Below are 15,138 nucleotides of genomic sequence, written 5' to 3' on the forward strand. Positions count from 1 at the left end.
GTCGTCGCACCGCGCGTGCAGTCATCGAAGCGCCGCGACCGTGGCGCCGCCGTGAAGCTGACATGCACGATAGGCATAATTGCGCGGCGTTTTTCCCGGAATCCTCTGCCCCATGCGCTTTCTCACTGCAGGCCTCGCCTGCTCGCTGACCCTGCTCTGCGCCGCGTGCGCGTCCTCCGGCACCTACACCGCCGGCCATGTCGGACCGATCGATGTGCCGCCGGCCGCATCCCGCGCCGACGAGACCGCGCAGTGGTGGTACCGCAGCGGCGCAGCGCGCGCGGCCGGTAACGGCGCGATGGGCGGCAACGCCAAGAACGTCATCGTCTTCCTCGGCGACGGCATGAGCCTGACCACGGTCGCCGCGGCGCGCATTCTCGAAGGCCAGCGGCTGGGCGGCAGCGGCGAGGAGCACGCGCTGAGCTGGGAGCAGTTCCCGGCCACCGGTCTGTCCAAGACCTACAACACCGATTCGCAGACCCCCGATTCGGCCGGCACGATGACCGCGGTCGCGACCGGGGTGAAATCGCATATGGGCGCGATCGGTGTCTCGTCCGGCAGGCGCTTCGATTGCGAAGACAGCCGCCAGGGCCACGTGCAGTCGTGGCTGCGCCTGGCCAGTGATGCCGGCCTCGACACCGGTATCGTCACCACCGCGCGTCTGACCCACGCGACCCCGGCGGCAACCTACGCGCACGTGCCGGACCGCAACTGGGAGAACGATGTCGATCTGCCGGACGAGGCGCGCGCCCAGGGCTGCCGCGACATCGCCCAGCAGATCCTGGACTTCGCGCCGGGCCGCGCGCCGAAGGTGCTGATGGGCGGCGGCCGCGGCATGTTCCTGCCCGCCGGCGTGCGCGATCCGGAATACGACGACAAGGTCGGCCAGCGTCTCGACGGCCGCGATCTCACCACCGAGTGGCTGGCAGCCAATCCCGGCGGCGCCTTCGTCTGGAACACCGCGCAGCTGCGCGCGGCAGCGGATGCCGACGCGGTGTTCGGTCTGTTCGAACCCGACCACATGCAGTACGAGCACGACCGCAACCAGGGCGACGACGGCGAACCGGATCTGGCCGAAATGACCCGCTTCGCGATCGAGCGTCTGGCACGCGATGGCAAGGGCTACGTGCTGCTGGTGGAGAGCGGTCGTATCGACCACGCCAATCACGAGGGCAATGCCTTCCGCGCGCTCGACGAGACCGTGGCGATGTCGCGCGCGGTGCAGGCGGCCGCCGAGGCGACGTCTGCCGAGGACACGCTGATCCTCGTCACCGCCGACCACTCGCACACACTGAATTTCGTCGGTTATCCGACGCGCGGCAATCCGATCCTGGGCAAGGTGCGTGGCCGGGTCAGCGAGGACGACGATCCGAACGCCTATGCGCTCGACGCGACCGGGCTGCCCTACACCACGCTGGTCTACGCCAACGGACCCGGCTACACCGGCGCCAGCAACCAGCAGCCGGCCGGCCCGAAAACACACTTCCACAAGCCCAGCAGCTTCGAGCCGTCTGACGGCCGGCCGGACCTGCGCGAAATCGACACCGAACATCCGGATTTCATGCAGGAAGCGCTGGTGCCGATGAAGAGCGAATCGCACGGCGGTGACGATGTTGGCATCTGGGCGCGCGGGCCGGGCAGCGCGGCGGTACGTGGCACGGTCGAGCAGAACGTGATCTATCACCTGATCGTGCAGGCCACGCCCGCGCTGCGTGCGCAGCTGTGCGCGACCGGCCACTGCAATGCCGACGGCGTTCCGGTCGACCTGCCGGCGATGACGCCGGTGGATGCGCCGGTGCGCGCGGCCGACTGAAGCCGACGCCATTGATCCGTACGCGATCGGTCACCCCGATCGCGTACGGAGCGTTCCACGCACGGCATCCTGCCTCGCCCGAAAGTACAACGCGGCCTGCCACAACGACGGGATAAGCTGGCCGCATCCCCATTCGAAGCGGAGCGGCACCCATGAATCGACTCGACGGCAAGGTCTGCGTGGTCACCGGCGCGGCCAGCGGCATCGGCAAGCGCATCGCCGAGGTCTACGCCCAGGCGGGGGGCAAGGTCGTCATCGCCGATCTCAAGCTCGATGCGGCCGAAGCGACAGCCACCGAAATCCGCGACGCCGGCGGCGATGCGCTGGCCGTGGCGATGGACGTCACCGACGAGACGCAGGTGGTCGACGGCATCGCGAAGGCTGTCGCGCATTACGGGCAGGTCGACGTGCTGGTGTCGAACGCCGGCATCCAGATCGTCAACAAGATCACCGATTTCAGTCTCGCAGACTGGAAGAAGATGCTCGCCATCCATCTCGACGGCGCGTTCCTGACCACGCGCGAATGCCTGCGCGACATGGAAACCCGCAAGACCGGCGGCGCGATCATCTACATGGGCTCGGTGCATTCGCACGCCGCGTCCAAACTCAAGGCGCCCTACGTCACCGCCAAGCACGGCCTGCTGGGCCTGGCCCGCACGGTCGCCAAGGAAGCCGCCGCCTATGGCGTGCGCGCCAACGTGATCTGCCCGGGCTTCGTGCGCACGCCGCTGGTCGACAAGCAGATTCCCGAGCAGGCGAAGGAGCTGGGCATCAGCGAGGACGAGGTGATCCAGGACGTGATGCTCAAGGACACGGTGGACGGCGAGTTCACCACCGTCGATGACGTGGCCAACGTCGCGCTGATGCTGGCCGCGTTCGAGACCAATGCGTTGACCGGCCAGAGTCTCGTCGTCAGCCACGGCTGGTACATGCAGTGAGCGAGGCCGCGGTCCGCCGGCACGTCGCGCGCTATCCCACCGTCGCCCTGGTGCTGCAGGGCGGTGGTGCGCTCGGCGCCTACCAGTGCGGCGTCTACGAACGTCTGCATGAGGCTGGCATCGCGCCGAACTGGTTCGCCGGCATTTCGATCGGCGCGATCAACGCGGCGATCCTCGCCGGCAATGCGCCCGAAGACCGCATCGCGCAACTGCAGGCGTTCTGGCACACGATCACCGAGCCCGCCGGCCCGATGTCGTTGCCGGCATTGGCGATCCGCACCGCGATCGCCGGCCTGCCCGAGGATCCGATGCTGCTGTCGTGGGCGCGCGGCATGAGCGCGATGGGCGCACTGCTGCAGGGTCAGCGTGGTTTCTTCGAAGCGCGGCCGATCTCGCCGCTGCTGTTGCCCGGCGATGGCAGCGATGCGGCGACGAGTTTCTACGACACATCGCCCTTGCGCGAAACGCTGCTGCGCTTCGTCGATTTCGACCGCATCAACCGCGACCGCGCTGTGCGCCTGACCGTCGGCGCGACCAGCGTCACTCGCGGTAATTTCCGCTACTTCGACAGCGCGCTCGAGCCGATCCGCGTCGAGCACATTCTCGCCTCGGGCGCGTTGCCGCCGGCGTTTCCGGCCGTGGAAATCGACGGCGAGCCGTACTGGGACGGCGGCATCGTGTCCAACACGCCGTTGGAATACATCCTCGACTGCCGCCCGCACGAGGACACGCTCGCCTTCCAGGTCGACCTGTGGAGCGCGCGCGGTGTGGCGCCGGCGTCGATGCTCGATGTGCTCGAGCGGATGAAGGACATCCGCTTCTCCAGCCGCACGCGCCACGGCACGCGCATGGTCGAGATGGCACAGACACTGCGCACGTCGCTGAAGGAACTGATCGAGCATCTGCCGGATCGCGTGCTGCCGGCGCACCTCGAAGAAGCGCTGTCGCCCTATCTCGACGATCGCGTGTTCAACGTGATCCATCTGATCTATCAGACCAAGCCGCATGAGCAGCAGAACAAGGATTACGCCTTCGGTCACATCCCGCTCCGCGAACACTGGGACAGCGGCCGACGCGACATGGATCGCACGATGGCGCATCCGGATTATTTCGATCTGCCAGATCGCGCGCGCGGCGTGGCAACGCATGACGTCCATCGAGCGCGATCGAAGGGCTGAGCCGACGCGCTTCGAGCGCCGGTGCTCGCCTGTCTGAAAGTCGCGATCACGCATGCCGGCATCGGCCAGACACCGCACGCGATTGCACAACTGGGGACAACCCCAGCTGTCTGCGCAAGGCGCTCCAGATATCCTGAATAGGTTCTTTTACCGCACAGGATCTGCATGAGCATCGCCCCGACTGCATCGCACTCCGCGTCCAGCCTTCCGCCGCCGCCGACCAGTGAGCCCGCACGCCACACGGTGCAGCCAGCGGAAAGTCTGATCCAGATCGCGAACCAGTACGGTGTGTCGTCGCAGGATCTGCTCAAGGCGAATCCGCAGATCGCCAATCCGGAGATGATCTATCCCGGCGACGGCCTGGTGATCCCGGCGCGCGTCAGCGACAGCAGCAGCCAGGGTGTGTCGATCTCGAACAGCGGGGGCATCAGTGCCCAGCAGGGCACGCGCAGCGAGACGCGTACCACGACCACCAGCGATGCCGGCACCGTGCACCAGTCGACAACGTCGAGCAGCGCCAATGTGAGCGTCAACCCGAGCGCAGGCTCGGTCACCGCGTCGGGCGGCGTGGCGTTCAACGAATCGGTCAAGAGCGCGAACGGCTACGGCGTGAGCTTCGGCGGCGGCGCGAACGCGTCGATCAGCGGCGGCGTCAATACCGCCAACGGCGTGACCACGTACAAGGCATCGAGCGATGTCTCGGTGTTCCTCAAGGGCGGCGTCAACACGCCGCAGGCGGGCCTGGAGATCGGCCGCACCGACGGCATCCGTGCGTCCTACCAGGTGGCAATGCCGGCCGACGCCGGCGTGAATCCGCTGTCAGTGAATCCCTTCGACCCGCAGTCGATGCCGGTCGGCACCACAGTCACGATGAGCGGTTCCGATTACAGCACCAATGAATTCAAGGCGACGTTCCGCAACATCGCCACGCAGACCAAGGTGACCGACGAGACCGGCGTCAGTACGGTCGTCGCGCGTACCGGCGAAGACACCGTGCGCGTCACCGCCGGCCCGACCGAAGCGATCAAGGCCTACAACGGCGTCGGCGTGGAGTTCGGCGTCGGCAGCATCATGCTCGGCCGCAACGACAGCCTATCGGGCGCGATGCTGCGCACCGCCGAGTTCGATCTGTCGAATGCAGCCGGGCAAGCGGCCTACAACGACTTCCTCGCGGCCGGCACGCTGCCCGAGGCCAATGGCGGCGGCGTGGCGAATGTCGCGACCGTCGAACGCCTCGACTACAGCTCGCAGACCAACCTCAGCGCCAAGCTGGGACCGTTGAACCTGTCGCTGGACGGCGCGAAGAACACCGGCAACATGGTGCTCACCACGCATGCCGACGGCAGCATCGAACGCAATGTCGATCTGCAGTACGCGGGCAACGTGCCGATGAACATCAACCAGCGCTGGGACGCCGCCGGCAACGAGATCGCCGATGCACGCGTCTACAGCTACGACGTCAAGGTGGACGCCAGCAACGTGCAGCTGCTCAACGCCGCGCTGAGCGGCGGCCTCGATGGCGCGCCAGTCGCCGAAGGCCAGACGGTGACGCTGGGCTTCAGCGAGACGCAGATGAGCGCGCTTGCCGGGCAGACCTCCGCCGCCGTGGACAACGGCGCGCACATGAGCCTCGGCACCCTGCTCGGCTACATGAACACCGACGGCAGCTACCCGACGCCGGGTGCCTGGGACTTTGCGTTGTCGTTGGGCCGCAACCTGGGCAACAGCGACTACGGCCTATCCGAGCGGCTGTTCTCGATTTCCGATGGCAGCACGGCGGGCGGCTTCGGCGACCGTAGCTATGCGCGCATCGATGCGTCGGTAACAGCGCACGAGTGAGGATCGGCCGGCGCGTCGCAATGACGCGGCGGCGTGTGAATCAGAACGTCCCGTCGCTTTGCGGCGAGACGTTTTCGTTTTCCAGGTGGTGGTGGGACGTTCGCGATCCGTCGCCGCGCTGCGTGAGCATTTCCCCCGGCGCCCTCCCCAGCGAACAACAGCTGGAAACTCGTCCGGGCTGACCAACCCTGAAGTCCCGTCAGCCCGGCGAACGTCGGAAGCTTTTCAGAACAGCCGAATGGCTGGACGTCCAGCGCCTTGAGGCTTCATGCGCACTGACGACTCACTGCTGCAATGTTGTTGCAGCACGTGCGCGAATACATCCCTGCCAAAGACACTGGATCCCGGCGTTCGCCGGGATGACAATCAAAGACACTGGATGACCAGCCATCCAGCTGTTCCAAAGCACTTCCGGCTTTCGCGGCGAAGACAGCGAGCTGCAGCGCCGCGTTCCTGGAGACGGGACGTGCCCTCAGAACGGCTTCGCCAGCACCAGCCACACCACGCCGACCAGCAGCAGCACCGGAATTTCGTTGAACCAGCGCAATGCTTTCGTCGATGGCAACGCGCGTCCCTTGTCGACGCCTTTGAGCCAGCGCCCGGCGACGATGTAATGCACCACCAGCAGCACCACCAGTCCGAGCTTGGCGTGCAGCCAGCCGGCACCGCCGCCCATCGGCGCCATCGTCGGGAAGTCGGTGATGAACATGTAGCCCATCCACAGGACGAGCCCCAGCCCCAGCGCCAGACCGAGCATGACGTGGCCGAAGCGGTACAGACGGCGGCCCATCAGGACCAGGCGGGCGCGCACGTCGACGGTGTCGCCGGCCTCGACGAGATTGATCAGGATGCGCGGCAGATAGAACGCGGCGGCGATCCACGCCATCACGAACACAAGGTGGAAGGTCTTGACCCACAGATAGGCTTGCATCGCGCTGGCTCCCTCGGTTGACGCGCAAGGATCGCACGGCCGTGCGTGCCGTTCGCATTCTGGGCGGGGGCTTCGACGCTGCGTCGCGTCGCCGGCAGCCTAGAATGCGCATCCCCGCACCTGTCCGGCTCCTCGATGTCCAAGCAATACGACCGCGCCTATTTCGACCGCTGGTACCGCGCCGGCGACATCGGCGGCCGCGCACGCCTGGCGCGCAAGGTGGCGCTCGCGGTCGCGACGGCCGAGTACCACCTGGAACGCCCGCTGCGCACGGTGCTCGACATCGGCGCCGGCGAAGGTGCCTGGCGTGCGCCGCTGCTCAAGCTGCGTCCGAAAGTGCAGTACCTGGGCTTCGACGCCAGCGAATACGCGGTGTCGCGCTTCGGCCGCGCGCGCAATCTGCATCACGCACGCTTCGCCGACTTCGAGATGCTGCGGCCCTGCCCGCCGGTCGACCTGCTGATCTGCAGCGATGTGCTGCATTACCTCGAGACCCGCGAACTCGACCGCGGCCTGCCCGGCCTGGCCGACCTCACCGGCGGTGTCGCGTTCCTCGAATGCTTCACCCGCGAGGACGGCGCCGAAGGCGACGACCACGGTTTCAAGCAGCGCCCCGCGCGCTTCTACCGGGACCGTTTCGCCGCTGCCGGTTTCCGTGCGCTGGGCTCGCACTGCTGGCTGTCGCCGCAGCTGGTGGACGCCGCCACGGCGCTCGAATCGGCCTGATCACCCGCGCGCACGCGCCTGAATCGCGCAACAGCGCGGATCGGCCGTGCACGGACTATGCGCTATGCTGCGCCGCAGCAACCCCAACCACCGGAATGCCGATGCTGTTCTACCAACTGCACGAGATGGGCCGCGCCTGGATGAAACCGTGGACGCTGCTGGCCGACGCGAACGCCAAGGCGTTCGGTGCCGACAGCACCTGGCTGTCCAACCTGCCCGGATCCGAGCAGCTCTCTGCCGCCAACGAGCTGCTGTACCGCATCGGCAAGGATTACGAGAAGCCAGCGTTCGACATCCATGCCGTCGAGAACGACGACAACGCCCGCACCTATCCGGTCGTACAGCTCGACGCGCTGGTGAAGCCGTTTTGCAAGCTGCTGCGCTTCAAGCGCTACACCGATGATCCGGCGCATCTGGAAGTCATCAAGGCGCAGCCCACCGTGCTCGTCGTCGCCCCGCTGTCGGGCCACCATTCGACGCTGCTGCGCGACACCGTGCGCACGCTGCTGCGCGACCACAAGGTCTACGTCACCGACTGGATCGACGCGCGCATGGTGCCGGCCGACGCCGGTGCGTTCTCGCTCGACGACTACATCGCCTACATCGAGGACTTCATCCGCCACATCGGCGCCGAAGACCTCCACGTGGTCAGCGTGTGCCAGCCGACCGTGCCGGTGCTCGCGGCCGTGTCGCTGATGGCTGGGCGTGGCGAGACCACCCCGCGTTCGCTGGTGATGATGGGCGGTCCGATCGACACCCGGGAGTCGCCGACTGCGGTCAACAACCTCGCGACCGAGAAGCCGCACACCTGGTTCGAGCAGAACGTGATCCATCCGGTGCCGATGAACTATCCCGGCCGCGGTCGTCTGGTGTATCCGGGCTTCCTGCAACACATGGGCTTCATGGCGATGAATCCCGAACGCCATCTCGAATCGCACTGGGATTTCTACCGCGACCTGGTCAAGGGTGACGACGACGATGCGCAGTCGCACCGCCGCTTCTACGACGAGTACAACGCCGTGCTCGACATGCCGGCCGAGTACTACCTCGATACGATCCGCGTGGTGTTCCAGCAGCATTTGTTGCCGCGCGGCGAGTGGGTGGTCGCGGGCGAGCGCGTGGATCCGTCGAAGATCACGGGCACCGCACTGCTGACAATCGAAGGCGAGCTCGACGACATTTCCGGCGAAGGCCAGACCCGCGCCGCGCACACGCTGTGCACCGGTGTGTCGGAAGCCGACCGCGCGCATCTCACCGTCGAGGGCGCCGGCCATTACGGCATCTTCAGCGGCCGGCGCTGGCGCACCCAGGTGTATCCGCAGGTGCGGGCGTTCATCGCCTCGCACGCGCAGGGCGCAAGCCCGGCGAAATCGGCGCCAGTCGCGAAAACCGCGCGCAAGAAAGCAGCGAAGCAGACGACGAAGAAACCGACCTGATCATGCGCGCCACGCAGGCGCGGATCACGCAAACAAAAGGCGCGCCGGTCGAAACCGGCGCGCCTTTTTCGTTGATCGGAAAAACGAGTGCTCAGCTGTACTGCGCGGTCTTCACCAGCAGGTGCTTGGCGATGCTGCCGTGCATGCGGCCGATGCCGCGGAACAGGTGCAGGCTGGCGAACAGGGTCAGCACACCGGTGACCAGCAGCAACGGGGTCGCGATCAACGGGAAGGACGTCGACAGTCCCGCATCGTTCGACCAGTTCAACACCGACAAGCCGAAGTTGTTGACGCCCGGCGTCGCCATGCCCGTCCACACCAGCAGCGGCGCGGCGATCATGCTCAGCGACAGCGACAGCAGGGTCACGTTGATCGTGAAGTAGACGATGCCCAGCGGCAGCATCAGCAGCAGATAGAGCAGCGTGCTCCAGGTGCGTGCGTCGGTGAACATGTCGCCGATCCGCTGCAGCCAGTTGCGACCGCGCGCCGAGTACAGCGGCCGACGCGGCATGCGTTCGCCGAGCATGACCTCGACCAGTCGTCCTTCGACCAGCGACAGCAGCCGCACCGAGCCGAAGAACAGGATCAGCAGCGGAATGCCGATCAGCACGACGACCAGACTCAACGACACCGACAGGCCGGTGACGACCCAGGTGAAGTAGAAGATGCCCGTCGCCAGCGACAACACCATGTAGAACATCGACGCGTAGGTACGCGGGTCGGCGGCGACGCCGAAGAAGCGGCCGACCAGCGACGTGCGCGGCTTCGGCGCCGGCGGCCGCAGCGCGGTCTGCACCTTGACCTCGGTGTCGCGATAGATGTCGGCCACCTCGTCGGGCGCGCCGTAGCTCGACGCGACCGACGCGATGACCTCGGCTTCCGAACGGCCCGGCTGTTCGGCCAGTTCCGAGCGCAGGTATTCCTCGGCGTCGTAGAGCGCGTCCTGCACGAGTGCGGGATCCGCGCCGGTGAGCGCGACGCGCAGCTGTTCCAGGTACTCGGGGATGCTCTGCGGCGGACGGTGCATGTTCGTGTGGCTGCTGTTCATTGGCGCTCCCCCTCCAGGACGGCGTCGACGGAATCCCGTGTGGCCCGCCAGGCGGCGGTCCACTGCTGCAGGGTGATCCGCCCTGCCTCGGTGATGCGGTAGTAACGGCGCGGCGGTCCTGCCACCGACGGTTCGACGTGGCTGTCGAGCTGTCCGGCAGCACTGAGATTGCGCAGCACCGGATACAACGCGCTCTGTTTGCCGCTGAGCACGCCGTCGAGCGATTCGAGACGCTTGGCGATCTGGTAGCCGTACATCGGCTCGGCCGCGCTGCCCAGCACCGCCAGCAACGCCAGCGACACCGTGCCCGCGCTCAGTTCCTTCTGGAACTTGCGCAACTGCAGCTCGCTGTCATCAGGGGCGTCGGCCATGGGCCACCTCCGCTAGGTTGATCCAGATACTAGTACGGACTTCGCTATAGCGGATGTGCCGGTAGTCACGCAGAGCATCGACTCGGCCACAATCGGGTCTGTCTTTCCGGGGAATTCATCCATGCGCCAGCTGTCGCGCCACGCCTTGTCCGCCACCCTTGCCGCCTGCGTGCTCGCGCTGGCCGGCTGCGCCACGTCCGGCGCACCAGCGACCATCGAGACCCGTTCCACGCAGGAATTGCTGGACGCCTCGACACCTGCGGACTGGCGCACGCCTGATCCGGCCAATCTGCTGTACATGGAAGTCGACGGCGGCCGCGTGGTGATCGAGCTGGCACCGGCGTTCGCGCCCGAGCACGTCGCCAACATCCGGACCCTCGCCCGCGGCGGTTTCTGGAACGGACTCACCCTGTACCGCTCGCAGGACAACTTCGTCGTGCAGTTCGGCGACATCACCGAGGACGGCGCGCCCGGCAAGCCGATCGGCAGCGCGCGCGCGAAGTTGCCGGCCGAGTTCGATCGCGCGTCGGCCGGCCTCGCCTTCCACGCGCTGCCCGATCCCGACGGCTGGGCAACGCAGGCCGGCTTTGCCGACGGCTTCCCGGCCGCGCGCGACGACCGCAACGGCGCCGGCCGCGCGTGGCTCGCGCACTGTTACGGCACGCTGGGCGCGGGCCGCGACATGGCGCCCGACTCGAGCAACGGCACCGAGCTCTATATCGTCACCGGCCAGTCGCCGCGCCAGCTCGACCGCAACATCACCACCGTCGGCCGAGTGCTGCAGGGCATGGAACTGCTCAGCGTGCTGCCGCGCGGCACGGGGCCGCTGGGTTTCTACGAGGATCCGAAGCAGCGCACGCCGATCCGCCGTATCCGCCTCGCATCCGAAGTGCCAGCAAGCGAGCGCACGCCGCTGCAGGTGCTGCGCACCGATACGCCGCTGTTCGACGCTGTGGTGGAATCGCGCCGCAACCGTCGCGACGACTGGTACGTGCGCCCGGCCGGGCACATCGACCTGTGCAACATCAGCGTGCCGGTGCGCACGCCGCCGGCAGGCTGACCGCAATGCGCATCGAAACCGAGCGCCTGCTGCTGCGCCCACACGTCGTCGAAGACTTCGACGCACTGCGGGCGATGATCCGCGACCCCGAAGTGATGCGGCACATCACCCCGGTCGTGCCGAGTGACGAGGACATCTGGAACCGGCTGCTGCGTTACATCGGCCATTGGACCGCTTTCGGCTTCGGCATCTTCGCGGTGATCGAACGCGAGACCGGCCGCACCATCGGCGGCGCCGGCTTCGCGGATTTCCGTCGCGATCTCGGCGATGCGTTCTCCGCGTCGCCCGAAGGCGCCTGGGTGTTTGCGAAGGAAGCGCACGGTCGCGGCATCGCGTCGGAGGCCACGCAGGCGATGCACGCCTGGTTCGACGCACAGCCCTTCGGCGGGCGCAGCGTCTGCATCATCAATCCGGACAACGCGCCGTCGCGGACACTGGCCGGCAAGCTCGGCTATGTCGTGACGGGTCCGATGCAGTACCACGACCAGACCGTCCTGACGTTCGAGCGCCTGCCCCCGCGCGCCTGATCAGGCGTCGCGGCGGCTGTCGTCGCTGCCCAGCGCCTGGTGCTGGAACAGGCACATGCGGATCGCGCTGCGATAGCGGCCGTCGCTGAAGAACTCGTCGACCAGCACGCCTTCGCGCTGGAAATCCAGCGACTCGTACACGTGGATCGCCGCGGCATTGTCTACGTCGACCAGCAGGTAGAGCTTGTAGAGATTGAGCACGCGGAACGCATAGGCGATCGCCAGCGACGTTGCCGGTCGGGCGTAACCGCGGCCCTGATACGTGGGCGAAATCATGATCGCGAACTCGGCGCGCCGGTGCAGATGATCGATCTCGACCAGCTCCACCATGCCCACGCGCGCGTGGCTGCCGTCCTCGACGATGAAGCGCCGTTCGCTCTGGTCGTGGATGTGTTTGCGGAACAGTTCCTCGAGTTCGACGAAGGACTCGTAGGGCTCCTCGAACCAGTAGCTCATCACCGTACGGTTGTTGTTGAGCTCGTGGACGAAATGCAGGTCGCCGCGTTCGAGTGGACGCAGCAGGACCGGCGTTTGTTCGTCGGCAGTGGCGGGTGTGGACGCGGTCGCATTCATGGGCATGAGCCTACGCCCCGCCGGTGACAGATGCGTGGTCTCGTCACGTCGGCTTTCCGTTTCGCTGCCTAGCCTGCACGTCATCCCCCGCACCACAAGGAACCGACATGCCCATGCTCCGCATCCGCCTCACCGGCAGCGACGACACCGCACGCGCGGTGATCAATCTTCTGTCGAGCGTGGAGGGCATCGAGCACGTCGAGGAAATCGACGACCTGATGCCGCACATGGACGATGCCGATTCCAGCTCCGCCGGTCTCAGTGATGTCGCCGGACCGAAGATGCACGAGATCGAAGTCGAGGTCGGCAATCCCTCGACCGAGCGCAAAGTGCGTGAAGCGATCGAAGCGCTGGCCTTCGATCTCGATGCCGTCGTCGAGTTCGAGACCGAAGAAGAAGGCTGAGCCCGCGCGCCTGTCGTGGCGGCGGGCTCGCTGGACTCAGTTCGCCGCCGGCAATGCGTCGATCAGCTTGGCCATGCGTTCGCGCTGCGCCGTATCCGGCAGGCGACCGCGGCCCGCACCCAGATTGTCGATCAGGTTCGAGACGCGACTCGTCGCCGGCGTCGCGCACGTGACCGCTGGATGCGACAACACGAACTTCAGGAAGAACTGGCCCCACGTGGCCGCATCGAACTCCGCCGCCCACTCCGGCACCGGCGTCTCTTCGACGCGACGCCACAGCCGCGTCCGTCCGAACGGCGCGTAGACCAGCACACCGATACCGCGCTCGGCGGCCAGCGGCAGGATCGTCTCTTCGACGTCGCGGTTGTCGATCGCGTAATCCACGCCGATGAAATCCAGCGGCTCGTTGCGCATCGTCTCGATCAGCTTCGGATACGCCGGCTTGCTGGTCGACGTGACGCCGATGTAGCGCACGCGCTTGGCGTCCTTCAGTTCCTTGAGGATGCCGAGCTGGGTCGGCACGTCGCCGAGGTTGTGCACCTGGATCAGATCGATCGTGTCGCGGCCGAGGCGCGAGAACGAGGCTTCGATCTGCGCGCGTGCCGCGGCCGGGTCGGCCTTCGCATCCGCTTCGCGACCGGCGACATTGACCTTGGTCGCCCAGAACACGCGATCGGCGATGCCCAGTTCCTGCACCGCCTTGCCGGCGACTTCTTCCGAGGCGCCGTAGCTGGGCGCGGTGTCGAACACGGCGCCGCCCTGCTCGACCAGCGCACGCAGCACTTCATTGAGCGCGGATGCATCGTCGCGCGCGGTCGACGAGAACGTCGCCGAACTGCCGAGACCGACGACGGGAATACGCTGGCCGCTCGACGGAATCGGACGCGTCAGCAACGGCGCGGGCGTGGCGGCGAACAGGGTGCCGGGCAATGCCAGCGACAGGCCGGCACCGAGTGAGAGTTTCAGGGCATCGCGACGGGTGACCATGGCGTCCTCCTTGCATGGATGGCGCAGGCCGGGCCTACGTCGGAAACCGGCGCAGTGCTGAATCACGCGCTGCGCGCACGGAATGCCGGCTGAAATGCGGCGTCCCGAGTCTGCAGGACCCCACCGCGCCAGGCAACCGACAGTCGCTCGTGGCGATCAGCCGCGGCGACGTCGCCGCCACAGCGCACGCAGCAGGGCGAACAGCGCGGCACCGACGATCGCCAACGGGAACAGGAACGCAGTCGCGCGGATCGTCCAGGCAGTGCCGGTGGCGAGCGTGCCGCCGAACTCGCGGAACGCCATCGCGATCTCGCTGCGGCCCTGCTCGCCGTCGCGCGCGCGCAGTTGCACGGTCAGCAGTTGCGTATCGATGCGCCGCCGGTGCTGGGCGCCATCGCGACGCGCGGACTCGATCTGCGCTTCGGTCGCGGCGATGCGCTCCGACAAGGCGATCATGTCGGCGACCGAGAGATCGCGCCGCGCTTCGAACGCCTGCAGTCGCGTCATTTCCTTCGTCAGCCGATCCTGCTCGGTGGTGTTGTCACGCACGACGACGGCGAGATCTTCTGCACGCGTGCTGCGCTCGCCGGCCTCACCACCCTCGCCTGCCAGCGCGATCATCGGTTCGATGCCCGCAGGCGCCATACGCACCACCGCACGTGCCGACGGGCGATCGCCGGCCGACTGCTGCGCTTCGATCAGCGTGCACGCACCGAAGCGCGCATCGCGGCACGCGGCCTGGATCGCCTGCAGCCGCGGCACGATCATCGCCCCGTCCAGCTGCACGCCGACGCTGTGTTCGTAGGCCAGCAGGGTATCGGCGTTTTCTGCCTGCGCGGCGGCGCCCTCGGTATAGGCCATGCCGTCCGAGTATGCGTTTGGATTCGAGCAACCGGTGGTCAACGCGCCTGAGAGTGCGAGCACGCCGATCCAACACAATCGCGCACGACTCACAGGCTGGCGCCATCGATCTGCACGATCTTCAGCGCCGCGAGATCGATCCCGTCGACGCAGCGCACATTGATGCAGGCCATCTCCGCGCCGTCTGGACCGACGCCGCGGCTGTACGGCGCGATGCCGCAGGTGCCGCAGAAGTGATGCGCGATGTTGTGGGTATTGAAGCGATAGGTCTGCGGCGTACCGGTGCCGGTTTCGCGCAGTGCGTCGGCGGCCACGAATGCCAGCAGGCCGCCACGCCGGCGGCACATCGAGCAGTTGCAGTCGTAGGCCTCGGCGATCTCGCCGTCCAGTTCGAACGCCAGGCTGCCGCAGTGGCAGCGCCCCGTATGCGCCATCGTCGTCTCTCC

At 67.0% G+C, this 15,138-nt stretch carries 16 protein-coding genes; 9 read left to right on the forward strand and 7 right to left on the reverse strand.

All coding sequences use genetic code 11. The features are described from left to right. Window positions 1–112 precede the first annotated feature (112 nt). From ACZ9YD_RS00540 to ACZ9YD_RS00555, 4 genes are all read left to right on the forward strand, one after another. Complete coding sequence (locus ACZ9YD_RS00540; RefSeq protein WP_465073183.1) at window positions 113–1,813, forward strand: alkaline phosphatase; 1,701 nt, start codon at window positions 113–115, stop codon at window positions 1,811–1,813. 152 nt (window positions 1,814–1,965) lie between these two features. Beyond that, complete coding sequence (locus ACZ9YD_RS00545) at window positions 1,966–2,751, forward strand: 3-hydroxybutyrate dehydrogenase (protein ID WP_465073184.1); 786 nt, start codon at window positions 1,966–1,968, stop codon at window positions 2,749–2,751. After that, window positions 2,748–3,929 carry a patatin-like phospholipase family protein gene (locus ACZ9YD_RS00550; RefSeq protein WP_465073185.1) on the forward strand — a complete coding sequence of 394 codons (1,182 nt, stop codon included), beginning with the start codon at window positions 2,748–2,750 and terminating at the stop codon, window positions 3,927–3,929. The genes ACZ9YD_RS00545 and ACZ9YD_RS00550 overlap by 4 nt, the downstream gene beginning before the upstream one ends. 165 nt (window positions 3,930–4,094) lie before the next feature. Next, window positions 4,095–5,768 carry a LysM peptidoglycan-binding domain-containing protein gene (locus ACZ9YD_RS00555; protein WP_465073186.1) on the forward strand — a complete coding sequence of 558 codons (1,674 nt, stop codon included), beginning with the start codon at window positions 4,095–4,097 and terminating at the stop codon, window positions 5,766–5,768. Between the two features lie 472 nt (window positions 5,769–6,240). On the opposite strand, the gene ACZ9YD_RS00560 is transcribed toward ACZ9YD_RS00555, so the two are convergent. Next, window positions 6,241–6,699, reverse strand: coding sequence for a CopD family protein (locus tag ACZ9YD_RS00560; protein ID WP_465073187.1), 459 nt, complete (start codon window positions 6,697–6,699; stop codon window positions 6,241–6,243). Window positions 6,700–6,834: 135 nt separating this feature from the next. Here ACZ9YD_RS00560 and ACZ9YD_RS00565 point away from each other — a divergent pair, with 135 nt between their 5' ends. Continuing rightward, entirely contained in the window at window positions 6,835–7,425 is a 591-nt protein-coding gene (locus ACZ9YD_RS00565) for a class I SAM-dependent DNA methyltransferase (RefSeq protein WP_465073188.1), read from the forward strand. 95 nt (window positions 7,426–7,520) lie between these two features. Beyond that, window positions 7,521–8,861, forward strand: coding sequence for a polyhydroxyalkanoate depolymerase (locus ACZ9YD_RS00570; RefSeq protein WP_465073189.1), 1,341 nt, complete (start codon window positions 7,521–7,523; stop codon window positions 8,859–8,861). A gap of 91 nt (window positions 8,862–8,952) precedes the next feature. Here ACZ9YD_RS00570 and ACZ9YD_RS00575 read toward each other — a convergent pair whose 3' ends face one another. After that, a complete protein-coding gene (locus ACZ9YD_RS00575) occupies window positions 8,953–9,909 on the reverse strand; it encodes a sensor domain-containing protein (protein ID WP_465073190.1) in 957 nt (318 codons plus the stop codon). Next, window positions 9,906–10,280 carry a PadR family transcriptional regulator gene (locus ACZ9YD_RS00580; protein ID WP_465073191.1) on the reverse strand — a complete coding sequence of 125 codons (375 nt, stop codon included), beginning with the start codon at window positions 10,278–10,280 and terminating at the stop codon, window positions 9,906–9,908. Before ACZ9YD_RS00580 ends, ACZ9YD_RS00575 begins: the two co-directional genes overlap by 4 nt. 91 nt (window positions 10,281–10,371) lie before the next feature. Between ACZ9YD_RS00580 and ACZ9YD_RS00585 the strand changes: the two genes are divergently transcribed. Beyond that, complete coding sequence (locus ACZ9YD_RS00585; protein ID WP_465073227.1) at window positions 10,372–11,340, forward strand: peptidylprolyl isomerase; 969 nt, start codon at window positions 10,372–10,374, stop codon at window positions 11,338–11,340. 5 nt (window positions 11,341–11,345) lie between these two features. Then, the gene (locus tag ACZ9YD_RS00590; protein WP_465073192.1) at window positions 11,346–11,867 is read left to right on the forward strand and encodes a GNAT family N-acetyltransferase; all 522 of its coding nucleotides are present in this window, start codon (window positions 11,346–11,348) and stop codon (window positions 11,865–11,867) included. Here the strand turns inward: ACZ9YD_RS00590 and speG are convergent, their stop codons facing one another. After that, a complete protein-coding gene (speG, locus tag ACZ9YD_RS00595; RefSeq protein WP_465073193.1) occupies window positions 11,868–12,440 on the reverse strand; it encodes a spermidine N1-acetyltransferase in 573 nt (190 codons plus the stop codon). A gap of 107 nt (window positions 12,441–12,547) precedes the next feature. Here speG and ACZ9YD_RS00600 point away from each other — a divergent pair, with 107 nt between their 5' ends. Beyond that, window positions 12,548–12,844 (forward strand): hypothetical protein, encoded by a 297-nt coding sequence (locus ACZ9YD_RS00600; RefSeq protein ID WP_232137791.1) that lies wholly within the window; start codon window positions 12,548–12,550, stop codon window positions 12,842–12,844. A 36-nt stretch (window positions 12,845–12,880) separates the two neighbouring features. On the opposite strand, the gene ACZ9YD_RS00605 is transcribed toward ACZ9YD_RS00600, so the two are convergent. The 3 genes from ACZ9YD_RS00605 to ACZ9YD_RS00615 form a co-directional block, all read right to left on the reverse strand. After that, window positions 12,881–13,831 carry an aldo/keto reductase gene (locus tag ACZ9YD_RS00605; protein ID WP_465073194.1) on the reverse strand — a complete coding sequence of 317 codons (951 nt, stop codon included), beginning with the start codon at window positions 13,829–13,831 and terminating at the stop codon, window positions 12,881–12,883. 156 nt (window positions 13,832–13,987) lie between these two features. Continuing rightward, window positions 13,988–14,755, reverse strand: a complete 768-nt coding sequence (locus ACZ9YD_RS00610) for a DUF4349 domain-containing protein (RefSeq protein ID WP_465073195.1) — start codon at window positions 14,753–14,755, stop codon at window positions 13,988–13,990. A gap of 26 nt (window positions 14,756–14,781) precedes the next feature. Then, window positions 14,782–15,126: a GFA family protein gene (locus tag ACZ9YD_RS00615; protein WP_465073196.1), complete on the reverse strand. Its 345-nt coding sequence runs from the start codon at window positions 15,124–15,126 to the stop codon at window positions 14,782–14,784. Window positions 15,127–15,138 lie beyond the last annotated feature (12 nt).

The sequence above is a fragment of the Luteimonas sp. AC640a genome (assembly GCF_979256585.1).